The organism is Afifella aestuarii, assembly GCF_004023665.1.
In the GTDB taxonomy this organism is placed as follows: Bacteria; Pseudomonadota; Alphaproteobacteria; order Rhizobiales; family Afifellaceae; genus Afifella; species Afifella aestuarii.
Genome location: NZ_SAUF01000001.1, coordinates 1,296,987 through 1,315,238, shown reverse-complemented (window position 1 = coordinate 1,315,238; position 18,252 = coordinate 1,296,987). Strand labels below are relative to the sequence as shown.

The window sequence follows — 18,252 nt, the reverse complement described above, 5'->3', positions numbered from 1 at the left end:
CTCAGCCCCGCGCCAAGAGGAACTGGCCGACATCGACACGCCCGCGTTTGAAGCCGACGGCGCAATAGGTGAGATAATAGCGCCACAGGCGGCGGAAGCGCTCGTCGAAGCCGAGCTCGGAAACCGCCGGCCAATGCGCGAGAAACGCCTTCTCCCAGCGCCGCAGCGTCTCGGCATAATCGCGCCCGAAAAAGAAGGCGTCGCCGACCTCGAACCCCGCCTCGCGCGCATGGCTCTCGAAAGCGGAGCGCGGCGGCAGCATCCCGCCCGGAAAGACGTAGCGCTGAATGAAATCGACATTCTTGCGGTAATGCTGGAAACGACCCTCGTCCATGGTGATCACCTGGATGAGCGCACGGCCGTTCTCCTTCAGCCGCCGATGGACGACGTTGAAAAAGGTCGCCCAGTTCGCCTCGCCCACCGCCTCGAACATCTCGATGGAAACGATCTTGTCGTAGGAGCCGGCCGTATCGCGGTAATCCTCCAGACGGATCTCCGTCTTCTCACCGAGCCCCGCACCGGCGAGCCGCTCGCGCGCAAAGGCCGCCTGCTCGCGTGACAGGGTGAGCCCGGTCACATGACAATCCGCCTCCTTCGCAGCGATCTCGGCAAAGCCGCCCCAGCCGCAGCCGATCTCGAGCACCCGCTCGCCGGGTTTCAGCTTCAGAATATCGATGATGCGACGGTATTTCGCCCGCTGCGCCTCGGCGAGATCCACGTCGGAGCGCGCGAATAACGCCGCCGAATAGGTCATCGTCTCGTCGAGCCAGCGTCGGTAAAACTCGTTGCCGAGATCGTAATGCGCCGCGATGTTGCGCCGGCTGCCGCGCCGGGTGTTCGCCCGGCCGAGATGGCGCAGGCGCTCCCACGCCCCCTGCAGGCGGTTGAGCGCCACGGCATCGCCGACGGCCGGCTCGTTGAGAAGCGCGAGCTCCAGCACCGCTTCAAGGTCGGGCGACGACCAATCCTCGGCGATGTAACCCTCGGCAAGCCCGATCGCGCCTGAGTTGAGAAGGCGCAGAAAGAACCGGCCGCGATGGATATGCATGACGGCGTGCGGACCTGCGGCTGCGCCGGCGGCCGTCATCTGGCTGCCGTCCGGGAAATGCAGTGTCAGCTCGCCGACCGCAATCCGGTCGACGATCTGGCGGGCAAGGCGCGACCAAAGAGCGGCGGGGAGCGCCGGCCATGATGAGGACCGGCGTTCGGCGTGGCTCATTGCGGATTGTCTCCATTTTGGGCTTGCGGCAGGACGATCGTGGAAGCGTAGCGCTGCGGCGCCTTCTCGTGGCGGAAGAGCGGCATGCCTTTCCACCACAGGCGCAGCGCCTCGTAATAGATGCCACCCGTGACTTTCCACGTCATCAGCGGATGGGACATGAAGGCCTTGAAGAGCCCCCGGTCGCTCATGGCGCGCCGTTCCCCCGCGAACGAGGCGATGAGGAGCGGCCCCTCACTATCCTCCTCGGCGATGCGCACGAGAACGCGTTCCTCGGGCGGCGCGATGCGGAAGTGATAGCGACAGTCCATCGGAATGAACGGCGACACATACATGAGCTTGTCGCAGGCCTGCTCGATCGTCTCCTGCACCTCCCCCGTCACCGGGATCACATAAGTGTGCTTTTCGGAAAACGTGTTCGACACTTCGTGCAGGATCGCAACGAGCCGATCTTTCGCATCGTAGCAGAAATAGACGCTGAGCGGGTTGAAGACATAACCCAGAACCCGCGGATAGGTGAGAAGCGCGACCCGCCCGCCTTCGGCATCGATGCCCGCCTCTGTGAGCCGTTCCGACACCCAACGGCGCAAGCCGCCGGCCTCTCCACGGCCATGGTCGGCATCGTAAAAGCTGAACAAAGAGAAGCGGTTATAGCCGAAAAGACGCAAGCGCCGGCTGAGGCTCTCGAGCTCGTCGAGATCGACGAGCAGCGAGAACACGCGATAGTGCAAGCGGTGGCGGCGGGGCCGCATCCGGCTGTGCACCACATCGCCGGCATAGATGGCAGATCGAAAGGTCATTGCGCCATCTCAAGATGGGGCGAAAGCGTGATCCGACCAGATTGTGCGGCAACGTTCCACGGCCGGCGCGCCCCGGAAAGCGCCTCGGCGGCGGCAAGCCCGGCCTGCAGCCCGTCCTCGTGGAAGCCGTAACCGAAATAGGAGCCGCAGAAGAAGGTGTTGCGGCGTCCCTGCAGACGCCAGAGCTCGCGCTGCGCCTGCAAGGCGGCCGAATTGAACAGCGGATGCTGATAAGAAAACTCTTCGATCACGCTCTCGGCAGCCGGCTCGCGCACCGGATTGAGCGTCACGAACAGCGGACAGGCCGGATCGAGGTTCTGCAGCCGGTTCATCCAATAGGTGACGCACAGTTTCGGGTCTGCTCCCTCCGCCGTCTCCGCAACCGTCTCGCCGACATAGTTCCAGCTCGACCACACGCGCTGACGCCGCGGCATCAGGCGCGCATCCTGGTGCAGAACGGCGCGGTTCTGCGTGTAGGAGAAGGCCGACAGCGTGGCGCGCTCCTCCGCATCGGCATCGCCCAGCATTTTGAGCGCCTGGTCGCCGTGACCTGCGATCACGACGGCCGCAAAGCGGTCCCGGTTGCCCGTGTCGTCGACGACGGTGACACCGTCCGCCTGCCGCGTCACCTCGACGACCGGCGTGCCGAGCCGAAGGTCGGCGCCGAAGCCATCGAGCATGCGCGCCACATATTCGCGGCTGCCACCACTCACCGTGCGCCAGGCCGGCCGGTCCTTCAGCTGCAACAGGCCGTGGCTCACGAAAAAGCGCACGAAAGCGAGAACCGGATAGGCGCGCATTTCCTCCGCCGTCGTCGACCAGATCGCCGCCGCCATCGGCAGAAGATGGTCTTTGACGAAAGGCTCGCCGTAACGCTCTTCGGACAGGTAATCCCCGAGCGTCAGAGAAAGCGCCCTCTCCTGTCCGATCAGCGCCGGCGCCTCGCGGTAGAAGCGTAAGAGATCGCGCAGCATCGACCAGAATCGCGGCTTCACGAGATTGCTGCGCTGGCCGAAGAGCCCGTTGAGGCCGGTGCCGGAATATTCCAGCCGCCCCCCGTCGAGCGAGGCGGCAAACGACATGTCGGAGGCCTCCGTCGCCACGCCGAGATGCTCGAACATGGCGACGAGATTGGGATAATTGGCGGAGTTGTAGACGATGAAGCCGGTATCGACCGCGATCCCGCCCTTGTCCGGCGGCAGCACCACGGTGTTGGAATGCCCGCCCGGCCGCCCCTCGGCCTCATAAAGCACGACCTGCCGCCCGCTCCGGCGCAAGAGCCAGGCGGCCGAGAGGCCCGAAATCCCACTGCCGATCACCGCGACCTTGCCGCCCTCGGCCTCCCCGGTCGCCGTTTCCGGCCCGTCATTCACGAATCGCTGCATGTCCGCCCCTTCCGTGCGGCCACGATAACGGCTTCAGGTAAAAATCCTGCGTCCGACTTTGGTGGCGCACACGAAAGCCGGCCGATTTTTCCGCCCGTGGATTTTTCCGCCGGTGGATTTTTCTTCCCGTCGATTTTTCCAGTGTCGCCTGAACTGGCACGGCCCCTTGCGCGTATGTATTCTCGAGCACACGCGTCACTCCAAGTCGCCCCACCTGCCAGGTCGCCCCGAAAGGATCGTTCCATGCCCACATCTCTCACCGCCTACATTGCGACGGCAATCGTCTTCTTCGGCCTCGATTTCGTGTGGCTGAGCCAGATGGGCGGCACCTTCTACAAGGACCGGCTGGGCGACCTGATGGCGGCAAAACCCGATCTCGCCGTCGCCGGCCTTTTCTATCTCGTCTATGTCTTCGGCATCATCTATTTCGCCGTCTGGCCGGCCATCAACGGCGGCGGCTGGACGACGGCCCTCGTCGCCGGCGCCATCCTCGGCTTCATCGCCTACGGCACCTACGACATGACCAACCTCGCCACCCTGCGCGATTGGCCGGCCTCCGTCAGCATCGTCGACATCTGCTGGGGCACCTTCCTCACCGGCTTCTCGGCGCTGATCGGCTATCTTCTGACCCGCTGGATCAGCTGAGCCGGCGCAATGTCGGCAGAGGCCGCGGAACCCTGCGCCCGCGGGTATCAGAGCCCTGAAAAACGCCTCTAAGCGCTTAGCCGCACAGCTATTTTCTCAGGAACTCCGGCCCCGACCTCTCATTGGTTCTGCGTCGCAAGCAGGCGCCATTCGCCCTCGCGAAGGCGCCGCTCCACGCAACAATGGGAGGACCTCATGTCGAAACATCTTCTTGGTATTTCCGTCACCGCACTGGCCTGTGCGCTTGGCGCCGCTCCGGCACTCGCCCAGACGAGCGGCGGCTCCACCGGCACAAGCAGCGGCACGACCACCTCCGCCACGAGCAACATGGGCAGCGACAAGAGCCCGTCCGACATCACCTGCCGCGAGGTGACGGCGCTCGATCGGGCCGCCGTCCCGGGCGTGCTCTATTACATCGCCGGCTATTCGGCGGCAGAGAAGGAGCGCGGCGGCTCCATGGACACGAGCGGAACGTCCACCAGCACGAGCGGCACGACATCGACCTCGTCCGGGATGAGCTCCGACACCACGACCTCCGGCAGTATGGGGGCCGACACGAACACCAGCGACATGACCTCGGACAGCAACGCCATGTCATCGGACACAGGCAGCATGTCTTCGGACGGCAGCAGCACCTCCAGCGACAGCGCCACGTCGGGCATGGCGAGCAGCCAGGACAAATCCGGGCATCCGAGAGTCGTCGCCATGCGTGGCTTCTATGAGGTGCCGGTCGAACGCACCCTGATCGCCTGCGGCGAAACGCCGGAAAGCCGCGCCTCGGACGTCATGGACAAGCAGCAGCGCTCGGGCGCGACGGATAGCGGCTCGATGAAGAACGATTCGATGAACGGCGGCGATAGCTCGTCGGGCACGAGCCAGTAACCCATCAAGGCACGAGCCAAGGGCTCCGTCTGCGGCCGCTGCGGCGGTCGCGGGCGGGGCCTTTTTTATGGGCCTCCCTCCCGGCGACCCGGACCTGCCACCATTCCTCCCGCGTCATGAGAAAGCCACGAATCTCGAAGCCGGAAGAATGACTTCGAAATTTCAACTGTGACGAATTGACAGCTCCCTGAGCCGCGATGCTACACAGCCGGCCCTTCCATAGTGCCGGCGCGCCGGTGCGTTGATCTTTCCATTCGACCGATGTCGTTCTGCGCCTGCGGAGGCATCGGCATGACCGGGAGAGCCCATGACCTGCGCCAGGCTCCGCGCCTCAGTTCTCGTTGCGGCCGCCCTCGCCGCATCCCCCGCTTTCGCACTCGACAATTGGCCGCGGAGCTGTGAATGGCAAAAAGATGTGGCGGGCTGCTTCCACAGCTTCCACGATAGTCTGGCGCTCGTTCCCACCGGCCCGCTCGATGGTGCGCCGGTCTACGGCTATCTCGACCACGACGGCAAAATGGCGATCGCCCCGCGCTTTACGGAAGCGGCGCCCTTCGCCAACGGCCTCGCCGCGGTGAAACTCGACGGCAAATGGGGCTATGTCGACAAATCCGGCGCCTTTGCGATCGAGCCGCAATATGACGCCGCCCATTCCTTCAACGCCGCCGGCGTCGCCATCGTCGAAAAGGAAGAGGCGATCAGCCTGATCGACAAGACCGGCGCCGTGCTGAAGCGTTTTCCGCTCGGCGCGCGCTATCTCGAGCCGGCGAACCAGGCGGAAGTTCAGCTCACCCCCATTGAGGCGCCGCTTGCGCCCGTCGTGTGGGACGCAGCGACCACGAAATCCCTCTCCCTGCCTGACGGCACCATGCGGGTGGAGCCGGCCCCCTTCATCGAGGACGGCGTCTTCGTCCAGATCCGCGAAAGCCGCTATCTCGGCTCCTGGGGCCTTCTCGGCATGGACGGCGCGTGGGTTGTCGCGCCGGAGGTGCTCGGCACACAAAAACTGCCGATCACCGACGGGAAAACCTTCGCCGTCGACCGCGAAGACGGCTGGCAGCTGGTGGATGCCACCGGCAAGCCCCTGAACGACACCTTCTTCCGCGGCCTCAGGCTGATCGCACCCGGCACCTGGCGCGCCAGAACCGAGGGCCGCACCGAGCTGCTGCTCGACGCGGCGGGCAACACGCTTGCCGAACTCGGCAAGGGCACGCGGGAGATCAAGTCCGACGAGACCTCCACCTATTTCCAGACCGAAGACGGCGTGATCATCGCCCGTGCCGGCGGCGAGGTCGTCGAAAGAGACTTTCCCGACATCGGCTATGCGCGCGAGCAGGGCGATACGCTGTGGATCTACGACAACGACAAAGGTGCAATCCAGGCGCTCGGCCCGGATGGCACACCGCTTCTCGACGACGAGACGCTGGCAAAGCTTGACGTCTATTCCATCTCGCCGGTGTCCGCTGCCGACGGCAAGGCGGAAAGCCTGCCGCTTGCAACCTTGCGCCCGAACGATCGAAATGCGCCGCCTGCGATCCTCACCCACGAGGGCGAGATCGTCACCCGCGCGGACTGGTCCGACATCGACGCCTATTATGCTGACGAAGGTCCGCTCGTCGTGCGCGCCGACAACGATCTTTACGGCGCCATCGCGGCCGATGGCGACTGGGTCGTTGAGCCGGCTTACCGGCAGCTTGCCTCCTTCCATGACGGCTATGCGCTCGCCCAGAAACCGTCCGAGGACGACGGGCTGATCGTCGCCGCCGATGGCAGCGAGCATCCGGTGCGGCGCGCCGTCTTCCGCGGCCGCGACAAGATGGCGGATGGCATCCTGACCTATCGCGAGCGCGATCCCGACACCCGGAGCACGCGTGCGGGCCTCTGGGATATCGCGGCGGGCAAAACGGTGGGCGAGCCGAAATTCGTCGAGATCGGCGAATTCGCAGACGGCTTCGCCCCGGCGAAGAAGGCCGCGCCAACCTACGGAGGGCGTCACTGGGGCATCATCGACCGCAATGGCGGATGGGTGATCGATCCGGACGAGACCATCTCGCTCGAGCCCAAACGTCTTGCCTCCGGCCTCTATCTTCTCGAGCACCGGGTCGACGGTGAGCAAACCTATGCCCTCGCCTCCCCCCGCGAAAAGCGGGTGATCGTTGACGGCCTCGGCGAGAGACCGACCGAGATGCCGGGCGGAGGCTTCCTGGTTCGCCCGGCGGACGGCGGCGCCCTTCTCCTCGATGAGTCAGGCGAGACGCGCATGCAGGCGGACGGCAATCCGGAAGACGTCACGACCGCGGGCAATTTGGCGATCCTGACCTTCCGCTCCGGCCAGGGCGCCGTCGATGCGAGCGGCGCATGGCGGGTTCCCCCGCGTTTCACCCAAAGGCTGGACTTCGTCCTGCCGCAGCGTGTGGCGCGTGCCTATGACCGCAGCGAAACGCTGCTCGTCGGTGCCGATGGCAACATCCTTTCGCTCAATGCCGACGCGACCGTGCCGATCCCGGGCATGGACCGCTATGCCCGCACCCTAGACAAGGAGGGCGAGACCACGCTCATCGACCGCGAGGGCAAAGAATTCGCACGCATCGACGGGCGCTACGCCCTGCGCGAGGAAACGGGCGGCGAGGGTCTGGTCGCCTATCGCGACGAAGAGGCCAGCAAAGTCGGTTTCATGGATGCCGACGGCAACAAGGTCATCGGCCCGTTCTTCGAAACGCTTGGGCCGATGAGCGAGGGGCTCGCCTATTTCCGGCGCCTCGACATCTCGGGCAACCGGCTCGGCTACCTCCGCCGCGACGGTACGCGCGCCACGCCCGCCATCTACCTCTCCGCAAAATCCTTCAGCGAAGGAAAGGCCCTCGTGGTCGACCGCGACGGCGATCTCTTCTTCATCGACAAGGAGGGCGAGCCGACGATCCGCTTCGCCGCCCAATGCGGCAACATCATCGTCGAGGATGGGAACGGCAACCGCACTTGGCCGGACGAAGTGACCTGCGAAACCGACGCGAGCGGCGATGCGCCCGACGACGGGGCATCCGAAAACGATGCGTCCGAACAACGTGCAGACGACAAAGGCAGCAAGCATTGAGGCGGCCCATCATGAGCAAGACGGCATCCTTGACGACACTTAGCGCCGCCCTCCTCGCGAGCGCCCTCACCGCACCGATGGCGCATGCGCAGATGCGAACCTGCGACGTCATGGGGAGCTCCATCCTCTTCTCCGCGCTGGATCCGAACTCCGGACAGACGCCGAGCCGCAGCAACGACTGCATGTCGGCGCTCGGCGAAGGCATGGCCGCGGTGCAGCTTCCGAGAGCCGACAGAAACATCGATGACATCGCGGCCGGCCAGCGCCAGGGCTACGGCCTGAGCGATCACAAATGGGGCTTCGTCGATCGCGACGGCAAGCTCGCGATCCCGCCGAAATTCGACGCCGTGCAGCCCTTCGCGCATGGTCTCGCCGCCGCCAGGGACGGAAGCCATTGGGGCTTCATCGACACATCGGGAGACTGGGTGATCGAGCCCGGTTTCGGCGAGGCCCAGGCTTTTGCCGAAATCGGTGTGGCGCCGGTCTGGAAACTCTATGAATGGGTGCTGATCGGGCGCGACGGGAAGCGGCTCGATATCGATCTCGGGGGGCATCTCGCCTCCCTCTCCGTCGGGTCCGGCGAGCCCGCTCCGGTCCAGACCACCTATGCCCCGGTCTATAAAAGCCCGGACGGCAAAGAGATCAGCTCGATGCCGGATCTGGAGATCGTCGGTGGGTTCGGCGCTCCGGAGGCGAACCTCTTCCTCGTCCGCACCCATGGCGCGCTCGGGATCGTCGATAGCGACTTGAACGTTCTGGTGCCGCCGCTCTTCGATTACATCGACCCACCGCGGCAGCCCGGCGGATTGTGGACGGCGGCTGGCGGCGCGACCTATCAGGCGCTCCTCAAGCCCGATGGCACCGTCGTCGGCTCCGAATACCGGGAGATCCGGCAAATCAGCAACGATCTCTGGTGGGCCTCCGGTGATGACGGAGAGGTCTTCATCATCAATCGCGCAGGCAAAACGCTCGCGGAGATCGACCGGCCGGGCCGCACCTCGATCGGCCAGTTCGGCCCCTTCGTCACCTATCGCGCGGAGGATGGCACACAGGTCTTCGCGCCTCAGGCGGATGCGCCGGTGGTTCTCGAAAAGGGTTTTCTCGCCGAGCGGACGATCCAGGACGAACTCCTGCTCGTGCAGGACGAAAACGGCGCCGTCGCCGGGCTCATCTCGCGCGACGGACATTATCTCTCCCGCAAGGATCATGACTGGGTCGGCCAGATCGATTCCGTCGAGATCAAAGGCGGCTGGTACTGGCCGAACGACATCGACGGCAGGCTCAACATCCTCGGTCCCGACCTTGAACCCCTCCTCACGCCCGAAGCGGTCGAGAAGCTCGACGGCTTCGGCGTCGAGATCGTGCCGCGCGTCGACAAGGGCGAAAGCCCGGTACCGGTCGCGATCCTCGGCCAGACCTGGTGTCAGTGCAACGAGGAGGGCACCGGCCTCCTCCTCTCCGATGGCAGCATGGTGGTCGACAAATCGTGGGGCAACGTAAGCCTCCTGGAGGACGAGCCGCTCACGACCGACGAACCCCGCTTCGCCATCGCCACGGCCGAAGGCGTCGGCATGATCGACGAGACGGGCAAAGTGCTGCTGGAACCGTCACAGGATCACATCAGCCGCTTCCACAACGGCTACGCGCTGACCTCCCGCAACGGCGACATCCAGGCGCTCGGCCGCGACGGCACACTCCACGACATCCCCTCCGGGTTCGGCCTGAAGATCGTCTCACCCGGCCTCGTCACCTATCAGGAGACGGCCGCGGCCGATGATCTCCTCAGGCTTTACGACATCGCGGCCGGGGAGCCGGTGGGCGAGGCCCGCTTCCGCACGGTGCAGGACTTCGTCGAGGGACAGGCGATCGCCAGGACCGCCGAGGGCCGGCTCGGCGTCATCGACCAGAGCGGTGCCTGGATTATCGATCCCGATTACGCCGAGATCGAGCGCATCAACGGCAAGCTTTGGGCGGTGCGCGACGAACCCTCCGACGAAATATTCAGCACAAAGCCGAAGGCGATCGTGAATGCCGCGGGCGAGACGATCGTGGCGTTCACGCCCTCGCTGCAAGTCACAACCTGGCCGGACGGGCGTGTCGAAGTCCTGTCCCACGAGGCCGGTCTCCATCTCCTTCTGTCGGAGAACGGCGACGTTGAAATCGATGGCCGCGAGACGCAATTCGCCCGTGTCGGGCATTGGCTGCGCACCATCCGCCGGCCCGCCACGGGCTATCTGACAGCCGAAGGCGAATGGGCTCTGCCGCTCCGCCGCGGCGTCGGCTCGTCCTTCCACGGCGATCGCGCCCTCTTCGCCACCGCCGAGGGCGCCCATCTGATCGATCGCGACGGCGAGACGACGGCCGACCTCCCCACCGCGCAATGGGCGTGGCCCGCGGACGCCGACTGGCTCGTCGGCTGGAACGAGGATGAGGACAGGACGGTCTATGCCGACGCGCAAGGCGATGAGACGCTCAGCGTCGAGGGCCGCGGCGGTTCCTTCCGCAACGGCGTCGCGCTCAATCGTCCGAACCGGAACGAAAAGCCCGGCTGGATGGACCGTTCCGGCGATCGCCTTGAGATCGGCCGGTACCGCGATCTTTCACGCCCTGACGATGAGGGCCTCGCCTACGCGGCCGCGCAGGAAGGCCTTTACGGCTATATCGACAGCGAGGGCCGCTATCTCATCCCGCCCGTCTACCGCGATGCGTCGCGCTTCTCCGACGACCGGGCGATCGTCACGACCGGCGCCAACGCCATGATGATCGACAGAGAGGGCCGCCCCCTCGCCCGCGTCAACGAAACCTGCGGCGTGCGCGTCCTCTACGGCCCGGACAACCGCCGCCTCTGGCCGGAGAGTCTCCCCAAGCGCTGCCGCTGACACAGCTGGCGGGGGTGCTTGCACCTCCGCCAGCTCGCATATGTAAGAAGACGAAGAACCGGCCGGCTTCCGCCGGATCTTGAAGCGCTTTAGAGAAGGCCGGATGCAGCGCGAGCGCACCACGTCTCTGGCCACCGCCATCGTCTTTGCAACGGGCGTCCTGTGGGGATTCTACTGGCTTCCGGTCCGCGCGCTATCGGGTCTCGGCCTCCCCGGCGCCTGGGGCACGCTGGCGATCACCTTCGCCGCGGCTCTTCTTCTCTCTCCCGCAGCCATTTTCCGCCGCCACGCCATCGCCCGTGCCGGCCTCCCCGCTTTCGCCTCGGTCGCGCTCGGCGGCGCCGCCTTTGCGCTCTATTCCATCGGCCTCGTCTATGGCCGCGTGGCGATCGTCATCCTTCTTTACTTCCTGACGCCCGTCTGGAGCACGCTGATCGGCCGCTACGTCATGGGCTGGCCGACGCCGCCGATGCGCATCGCCGCCATCGCCGTCGGGCTTGTCGGTCTCGTCGTGATGCTCGGCGCCGATGGCGGTGTCCCGATGCCGAAAAGCACCGGCGAATGGATGGGGCTTCTCGCGGGCATTCTCTGGTCGGTCGCCACCACCGGCATGCGCACGAAATCGGGTCTTCAGCCGCGTGAGGCGGCCTTCGTCTTCGCCGTCGGCGCGGCGGCGACTGCGCTCCTTCTCGCGCCCGTCCTGGAGACGTGGCCGCAGCCGGACGGCATTCGCACCCTCCTCTCCCTCCTTGCGGTCACGCTTGCCGGCGGCGGCCTGTGGTGGGGCCTTTCCATCGCCGCGCTCATGTGGGCGACCGTCCGCCTGGAGCCGGCGCGTGTCGGAATCCTCTTGATGGCGGAGGTTCTCGTCGGGGCGACCTCGGCCGCTGTGCTCGCCGGCGAAGCGCTGCAGCGCCTCGAAATCATCGGCGGCGCCCTCGTCCTCGTCGCCGGCATTTTGGAGATCTGGCCGGTGCGCGGATTACGCCAGGAAACCGAAAGCCAAAGACGGTGAGCGGCGCCCACGCCGGAACCAGGCCATCACCCGTTTCTCCGGGCCGAATACTCAGAAAATGGTGACCCCGACAGGATTCGAACCTGTGACCCTCGGATTAGGAATCCGATGCTCTATCCTGCTGAGCTACGGGGCCTGATCGATCGCACCCGAGCCCCGACACGCGGCCGACGGGCACAGGCGCCAAGCTCCTGCTATCTACCGTCTCGAGGAAGAGCGAACAAGCCCCGCTTCCTTCGTCTTCTGTCGCGCCCCCCTCTGTCGCCCCGGCAAGTTCTGCGGACGCCTCTCATCGGTCGACATCGCCCCGCAGCACTCAGGCGCCGCCTCACCCAACACCCCAAGTCAATCACTTTACGAGTTAAAGAAACCGTCAGTTATCTTAGAAATCAGACCCGCGATTTTTGTTCTTAAAAGTCTCCCTTCACCGCCCTGTGACGCCGTCTTTCTACATCGACTCAAGACTTCTACTTGAACTCAGACGTTTTCCAGGCTCAGATATGCCGGCAAGCAAAAGACCGGCGACAAAAGCCGGAAACGACATCCGGGAGGAAACATGTCTGAGAGCAAAACGCCCGTATCGCGCCGATCTTTCTTGAAAGCCGGAACCCTCGCCGCGGGGAGCGCGGCAGGCGCGCTTGCCGCTCCGGCCATCGTCTCCGCCCAGGGCACGCAAACCTTGAAGATGCAGTCGTCCTGGCCCGCCTCGGACGTTTTTCAGGACATGGCGAAGCAATATGCCGACCGCGTCGAGGCAATGTCCGGAGGTCGGCTCAAGATCGATCTTCTGCCGGCGGGTGCCGTGGTCCAGGCCTTCCAGGTCCAGGACGCGGTTGCCGACGGCGTCATCGACGCCACCCACACCGTGACCGCCTATTGGTACGGTAAGAACAAGGCCGCCTCGCTCTTCGGCACCGGCCCGGTCTTCGGCGCCGACGCGTCGCAGATTCTGGCCTGGATCCATTTCGGTGGCGGCAAGGATCTTTACCGCGAGCTCGTCCAGGACGTTCTGGGCCTCAACATCGTCGGCTTCTTCGCCTTGCCGATGCCGACCCAGCCGCTCGGCTGGTTCAAGGAGGAAATCACCTCCGCCGATCAGATGAAGGGCCTCAAATACCGCACCGTGGGCCTTGCCACGGACATCATGCAGGGCATGGGCCTGTCGGTGACGCAGCTTCCAGGCGGCGAAATCGTGCCGGCGCTCGAGCGCGGCGTCATCGAGGCCTTCGAGTTCAATAACCCGACCTCCGACCGACGCTTCGGCGCCCAGGATGTGTCGAAGAACTACATGCTCGGCTCCTATCACCAGGCGGCGGAGTTCTTCGAAATCGCCTTCAACAAGGATCTCTTCGATTCCCTCGATCCCGATCTCCAGGCGATCCTGGAATACGGGGCGGAGGCGGCGAACACCGCCAATTACGGCCTCGCCATGGATCAGTATTCGAAGGATCTGCAGGGCCTCATCAACGAAGACGGCGTCACCGTCTCGCGCACGCCGGACGCCATCATGGCGGCCCAGCTTGAATCCTGGGACACCGTCCTCGAAGGCCTGATGCAGGACGAGTTCTTCGCCAAGGTGGTCGACAGCCAGAAAGCCTGGTCGGAGCGCGTCGCCTTCTACAGCCTGATGAACCAGGCGAATTACAAGCTCGCCTACGAGCATTACTTCCCCGGCAAGCTCGGCTTCTGAGACCTTTCGGCGGGGGTTTTGGGCCCCCGCCCCTCCTCCGTTTCCCAGCCCGATCCCGAGCGGTTTTCCGATGGAAGCCTATATCCGTTTCGCCGACAGGGTCTCCGCGTGGTTCGGCAAGGCCTTTGCCTGGTCGATACTCGTCATGACGTTCGGCGTCGGCTACGAAGTCTTCGTGCGCTATGTGCTCGGCGCCCCGACGAGCTGGGCCTTCGACATTTCCTACATGATGTACGGCGCGCTCTTCATGATGGGCGGCGCCTACACCCTGTCGCGCGACGGCCATGTGCGCGGCGACGTCGTCTACAGGCTCTGGCGGCCGCGCACCCAGGCGATCGTCGAGCTCGTTCTCTATTTCCTGTTCTTCTTCCCGGGCATCCTCGCCCTCATCTTCGCCGGCTGGAAATACGCCTCGCGCTCGCTCCGCTACATGGAAGTGAGCGTCATGAGCCCGGCCAACGTGCCGATCTTCCAGTTCAAGCTCATCATCGTCGCCGCCGGCATCCTGCTCTTCCAGCAGGGCATCGCCCAGGTCTTCCGCTGCATTCTGTGCATCCGCCGGGGCGCCTGGCCGCAGCACGAAAGCGATGTGGAGGAGCTCGAAGAGCAGCTCATCAAGGAACATGAGCGCGACATCCTCCACCATGGCGGCGAGGCGATCGACATCGTTCTGCCCGCGGGCCAGACCCGTAACATCTTCCACCGCGACCACCCCCGCCATCGCGACGAACGCGACGATAGCGGGCCGCCCGTTGAGCGACCCGGAAGCCCCGGCACGAAGGGCGAAAGATGACCGACCCGCAAATCGCCGTGGCGATGCTCGGCATCTTCATCTTCACCATCATGCTGGGCTTTCCGATCGCCTTCACCTTGATGGCGCTCGGTGTGGGCTTCGGCTACTACGCCTATTTCGACGCCGACCGGCAATGGCGCCTCTACGATCGTGCCCTCACCGACGGTGCGGATCTTTGGACGCGCATCGAAACCTGGCTCGGCGGCTTCTTCAACAATCGCATCTTCGATCTCTTCGTCAATCAGACCTATTCGGTCATGTCGAACGACGTTTTGACCGCGGTGCCGCTCTTCCTCTTCATGGGCTACGTGGTGGAGCGCGCCAACATCGTCGACCGTCTCTTCTCCACGCTTCAGATCGCGGCCAAACGCATTCCGGGCTCGATGGCGGTCGCCGCCCTCATCACCTGCGCGCTCTTTGCCACCGCCACCGGCATCGTCGGCGCCGTCGTCACGCTGATGGGGCTGCTGGCCTTCCCGGCGATGCTCAACGCCCGTTACAACACGAGCTTCGCCTCAGGCGTCATCTGCGCCGGCGGCACGCTCGGCATCCTCATCCCGCCCTCGATCATGCTCATCGTCTATGCGGCGACTTCGGGCGTCTCGATCGTCCGGCTCTATGCCGGCGCGCTCCTGCCGGGGCTGCTGCTCGCCGGCCTCTACGTCCTCTATGTCGTCGGCCGCGCCTGGCTCAATCCGAAGATCGCGCCACGCCCGCCCGAAACCGAAGAGATGCAGGTCTCCGGCTTCGCCTTGTTGTGGCTTCTGATCACCTCGTTCTTTCCGCTGGCGATCCTCATCCTCTCCGTGCTCGGCGCCATTCTCTTCGGCCTTGCGACACCGTCGGAGGCCGCAGCGGTCGGCGCCCTCGGCGGCCTCATCCTCGCTCTCGCCTACCGCGCCCTCACCTGGCAGCGGCTGCAGGAATCCGTCTATCTGACGGTCAGAACCTCGGCGATGGTGTGCTGGCTCTTCGTCGGCTCGTGGACGTTTTCCTCCGTCTTTTCCTATCTCGGCGGCGAACAGGTCATCTCCGATTTCGTCACCGGCCTCGACATCTCGCCGATCGTCTTCCTGATCCTCGCCCAGATCATCATCTTCCTGCTCGGCTGGCCGCTCGAATGGTCGGAGATCATCATCATCTTCGTGCCGATCTTCCTGCCGCTCCTGCCGCATTTCGGCATCGATCCCCTGTTCTTCGGCATTCTCGTCGCGCTCAACCTGCAGACATCCTTCCTCACCCCGCCGATGGCCATGTCGGCCTATTACCTCAAGGGCATCGCCCCGCCGCAGGTGCAGCTCGTCGAGATCTTCAAGGGTTGCATGCCCTTTCTCGGCATGGTCATCCTCGCCATGGCGCTCATCTACGTCTTCCCGGGGGTGGTCTACTGGCTGCCGAATCTCGTTTACGGACGGTGAGCGAATGGGGAGAACGAGATGACGGCCGAACGAACCTTGGATGCCTGCGAGTTGCGCGACCACCTCGCCCGCGGCGAGATCAGCGCACTTGCCGTGGCGGAGGCCTGTCTCGCCCGCGTCGCGGAGAAGGAAGGCGAGATCGAAGCCTTCGCCTTTCTCGATGCCGACCATGTCCTCGCCCAGGCGCAGCGTCTCGACGATTGGCGCAAGGCCGGCAAGCCGATCGGCCGCCTGCACGGCCTGCCGGTGGCCTTGAAAGACATCATCGACACCGCCGATATGCCGAAGGAAAACGGCACCGTGCTCGATGCCGGCCGCCGTCCGCGCCAGGATGCCTTCGTCGCCGCAAAACTGCGGGCGGAAGGGGCGATCCTCTTCGGCAAGACGACGACGACCGAGCTCGCCTTTCTCGCCCCGACGAAGACGCGCAATCCGCATGATACGACGCGCACGCCGGGCGGGTCTTCGGCCGGCTCTGCCGCCTCCGTCGCCGCCGGCATGGTGCCGCTCTCGGTCGGCACCCAGACCAACGGCTCGATGCTGCGGCCGGCGTCTTATTGCGGCGTCGTCGGCTTCAAGCCGGGCCACGGCGTCATTCCCCGCACCGGCCTCATCGTACAGTCCGAGCCGCTTGACACGATCGGCGTCTTCGGCCGCTCGGTGGAAGATGCGGCCCTCCTCGCCGAGGTGCTCCAGGGCTACGACGCCGGCGACCACGACACGCATCCGATCGCCCGCGACCGGCTTCTCGAGGCGGCGCGGAGCGCGCCTCCGGTGAAGCCGCAATTCGCCTTCATAAAAACGCCCGTCTGGGACCAGGCCGATGCCGACATGCAGGGCGCCATGCAGGAGCTCGCCAGCCTCCTCGGCGATCAATGCGACGAGGTCGAGTTGCCGGCCGCGTTCGCCAACGCCCATCCCGCCCATCGCCGTCTGATGATGGCGGGCTTTGCACGCAATCTCCGCCCCTGGGCCGAGCGCGGCTGGGATCAGCTCAGCCAGCACATGCAGGACGCCATCGAAGAAGGCCGCGAGATCAAGGCCGTCGACTATCTTGCCGCTCTCGACTGGCGCAACATCCTCAATGCCGGGCTCGACCGCGTCTTTGCCCGCTACGACGCCATTCTGACGCCGGCCGCGCCCGGCGAGGCGCCTGCGGATCTTTCAACGACCGGAGATCCCGTCTTCAACACCATCTGGTCGCTCTGCGGCGTGCCGGCGCTCAGCCTGCCACTGGCGAACGGGGCAAACGGCATGCCGCTCGGCATCCAGATCGTCGGCGCCCGCGGTCAGGAAGGGCGCCTCCTGCGCACCGCGCGCTGGCTGATGTATCATGTCGCCGCGTCGCCGGAGCCGGAGGACCGCCCATGACCGATTGGAGCAACCGGATCCTGGCTTTCGTGGCCCTTGCGGGTTTCGCTCTCTTCCTCTTCATCATCGCCTGGTGGGTCCGCGAGCCGGACCTCGTCATCGTCCTCGCCGTTGTGGTGGCGATGGCGGCCTATGATTTCTGGGGGCATCCATGGCGGCAGCGGCGGGCCGAGGAGCGCGCGCAAGGCGAGAGCGACACCTGAGTTTCCGGCCACGCCGCACGCAATTCTGCGGCGCCCTTCTCTGCCTATCGCTCGTCGCCTCGCCCCTGCCGGCGCGGGCGGACACCTGCGAACTCTCGGGCGGCGAACGTCTTTTGGCCGCTCGCGCCGAAGAGCCGCGCACCATCGTTACGCCAACAAAGAGTTTCGCGCTCGCCAGCATCGCTCCGCCCTCTCTTCTCGATGAGCGCCTGCCGGACGAGCCGATGCTCGCCGCAATCAACGATTTTCTGGTCGCTCGAACCGCCCGGGCGGTCCCGCTCTCCCAAAAGCCCGACCGCTGGAACCGCATCCCCGCCTGGATCATGACCGACAGCGTCTTCCTGCAGGAGGAGCTTCTCCGGCAAGGCCTTGCCGTCGCAGTTCCTTTTGCGGGTGACGCTCTCGGTGAGGCCTGCGCATCCCGGCTCTTCGCAGCGGAAGAAGAGGCGCGAAAAGCCGGCCGTGGCATCTGGAAAACCCCGGGCCTTGTCCACAAGGCCAAGGACGCAGCGGCGCTTTCGTCACAATATGGCCGTTACGGCATAGTGGAAGGGACCATCATTTCTGTTGGGAACCGGCCCTATCGCACCTATCTGAATTTCGGACGCGACTGGTCGCACGATTTCACGGCGGAGATTGACGGCCGGGACGTCCCGGTCTTCGGCGGGGAACAGCAACTTCTGGGCCTTGTCGGAAAGACCGTCCGTCTGCGTGGCTTCCTTGAGGAGAAAGGTGGCCCGATGCTTCTTCTGCGAAGGTCCTCGCAGCTTGAAATGATGGACGCGCTGCAACACCCCTGAGGTTTCGCAACAGAGGTCCCCAAGGCTGATGTTCAAGAGCTTGATTTGCGACCGAAAGACG

Annotated in this window: 14 protein-coding genes and 1 tRNA gene; 11 read left to right on the top strand and 4 right to left on the bottom strand. The window is 65.0% G+C overall.

From position 1 onward, the window contains the following. Position 1: 1 nt before the first annotated feature. From EO094_RS06135 to EO094_RS06125, 3 genes are read right to left on the bottom strand one after another with little or no spacing between them, the layout of a single operon-like run. Positions 2-1,219, bottom strand: coding sequence for an SAM-dependent methyltransferase (locus tag EO094_RS06135; RefSeq protein WP_128291356.1), 1,218 nt, complete (start codon positions 1,217-1,219; stop codon positions 2-4). Next, entirely contained in the window at positions 1,216-2,019 is an 804-nt protein-coding gene (locus EO094_RS06130; RefSeq protein WP_128291355.1) for a DUF1365 domain-containing protein, read from the bottom strand. The genes EO094_RS06135 and EO094_RS06130 overlap by 4 nt, the downstream gene beginning before the upstream one ends. Continuing rightward, positions 2,016-3,404: an NAD(P)/FAD-dependent oxidoreductase gene (locus EO094_RS06125; RefSeq protein WP_128291354.1), complete on the bottom strand. Its 1,389-nt coding sequence runs from the start codon at positions 3,402-3,404 to the stop codon at positions 2,016-2,018. Before EO094_RS06125 ends, EO094_RS06130 begins: the two co-directional genes overlap by 4 nt. 243 nt (positions 3,405-3,647) lie before the next feature. Here EO094_RS06125 and EO094_RS06120 point away from each other — a divergent pair, with 243 nt between their 5' ends. The 5 genes from EO094_RS06120 (at position 3,648) to EO094_RS06095 (ending at position 11,916) form a co-directional block, all read left to right on the top strand. Further along, positions 3,648-4,049: a DUF2177 family protein gene (locus EO094_RS06120; RefSeq protein ID WP_128291353.1), complete on the top strand. Its 402-nt coding sequence runs from the start codon at positions 3,648-3,650 to the stop codon at positions 4,047-4,049. A 195-nt stretch (positions 4,050-4,244) separates the two neighbouring features. Further along, positions 4,245-4,931 (top strand): hypothetical protein, encoded by a 687-nt coding sequence (locus EO094_RS06115; RefSeq protein ID WP_128291352.1) that lies wholly within the window; start codon positions 4,245-4,247, stop codon positions 4,929-4,931. A 307-nt stretch (positions 4,932-5,238) separates the two neighbouring features. Continuing rightward, positions 5,239-8,022, top strand: a complete 2,784-nt coding sequence (locus tag EO094_RS06110) for a WG repeat-containing protein (protein ID WP_128291351.1) — start codon at positions 5,239-5,241, stop codon at positions 8,020-8,022. An 11-nt stretch (positions 8,023-8,033) separates the two neighbouring features. Next, positions 8,034-10,901, top strand: a complete 2,868-nt coding sequence (locus EO094_RS06105; protein ID WP_164879567.1) for a WG repeat-containing protein — start codon at positions 8,034-8,036, stop codon at positions 10,899-10,901. Between the two features lie 103 nt (positions 10,902-11,004). Beyond that, positions 11,005-11,916 carry a DMT family transporter gene (locus tag EO094_RS06095; RefSeq protein ID WP_128291349.1) on the top strand — a complete coding sequence of 304 codons (912 nt, stop codon included), beginning with the start codon at positions 11,005-11,007 and terminating at the stop codon, positions 11,914-11,916. Positions 11,917-11,975: 59 nt separating this feature from the next. Here the strand turns inward: EO094_RS06095 and EO094_RS06090 are convergent. Continuing rightward, positions 11,976-12,052 (bottom strand) — tRNA-Arg (locus EO094_RS06090). Positions 12,053-12,472: 420 nt separating this feature from the next. Here EO094_RS06090 and EO094_RS06085 point away from each other — a divergent pair. The 6 genes from EO094_RS06085 (at position 12,473) to EO094_RS06060 (ending at position 18,191) form a co-directional block, all read left to right on the top strand. After that, positions 12,473-13,606 carry a TRAP transporter substrate-binding protein gene (locus EO094_RS06085; protein ID WP_128291348.1) on the top strand — a complete coding sequence of 378 codons (1,134 nt, stop codon included), beginning with the start codon at positions 12,473-12,475 and terminating at the stop codon, positions 13,604-13,606. Positions 13,607-13,676: 70 nt separating this feature from the next. Further along, positions 13,677-14,399: a TRAP transporter small permease subunit gene (locus EO094_RS06080; RefSeq protein WP_128291347.1), complete on the top strand. Its 723-nt coding sequence runs from the start codon at positions 13,677-13,679 to the stop codon at positions 14,397-14,399. Beyond that, positions 14,396-15,817 carry a TRAP transporter large permease gene (locus tag EO094_RS06075; protein ID WP_128291346.1) on the top strand — a complete coding sequence of 474 codons (1,422 nt, stop codon included), beginning with the start codon at positions 14,396-14,398 and terminating at the stop codon, positions 15,815-15,817. The genes EO094_RS06080 and EO094_RS06075 overlap by 4 nt, the downstream gene beginning before the upstream one ends. Before the next feature lie 18 nt (positions 15,818-15,835). After that, on the top strand, positions 15,836-17,188 hold the full coding sequence (locus EO094_RS06070) for an amidase (protein WP_128291345.1): 1,353 nt from the start codon (positions 15,836-15,838) through the stop codon (positions 17,186-17,188). Continuing rightward, positions 17,185-17,391, top strand: coding sequence for a hypothetical protein (locus EO094_RS06065; RefSeq protein ID WP_128291344.1), 207 nt, complete (start codon positions 17,185-17,187; stop codon positions 17,389-17,391). Before EO094_RS06070 ends, EO094_RS06065 begins: the two co-directional genes overlap by 4 nt. 113 nt (positions 17,392-17,504) lie before the next feature. Continuing rightward, positions 17,505-18,191 (top strand): thermonuclease family protein, encoded by a 687-nt coding sequence (locus EO094_RS06060; protein ID WP_164879566.1) that lies wholly within the window; start codon positions 17,505-17,507, stop codon positions 18,189-18,191. Positions 18,192-18,252 lie beyond the last annotated feature (61 nt).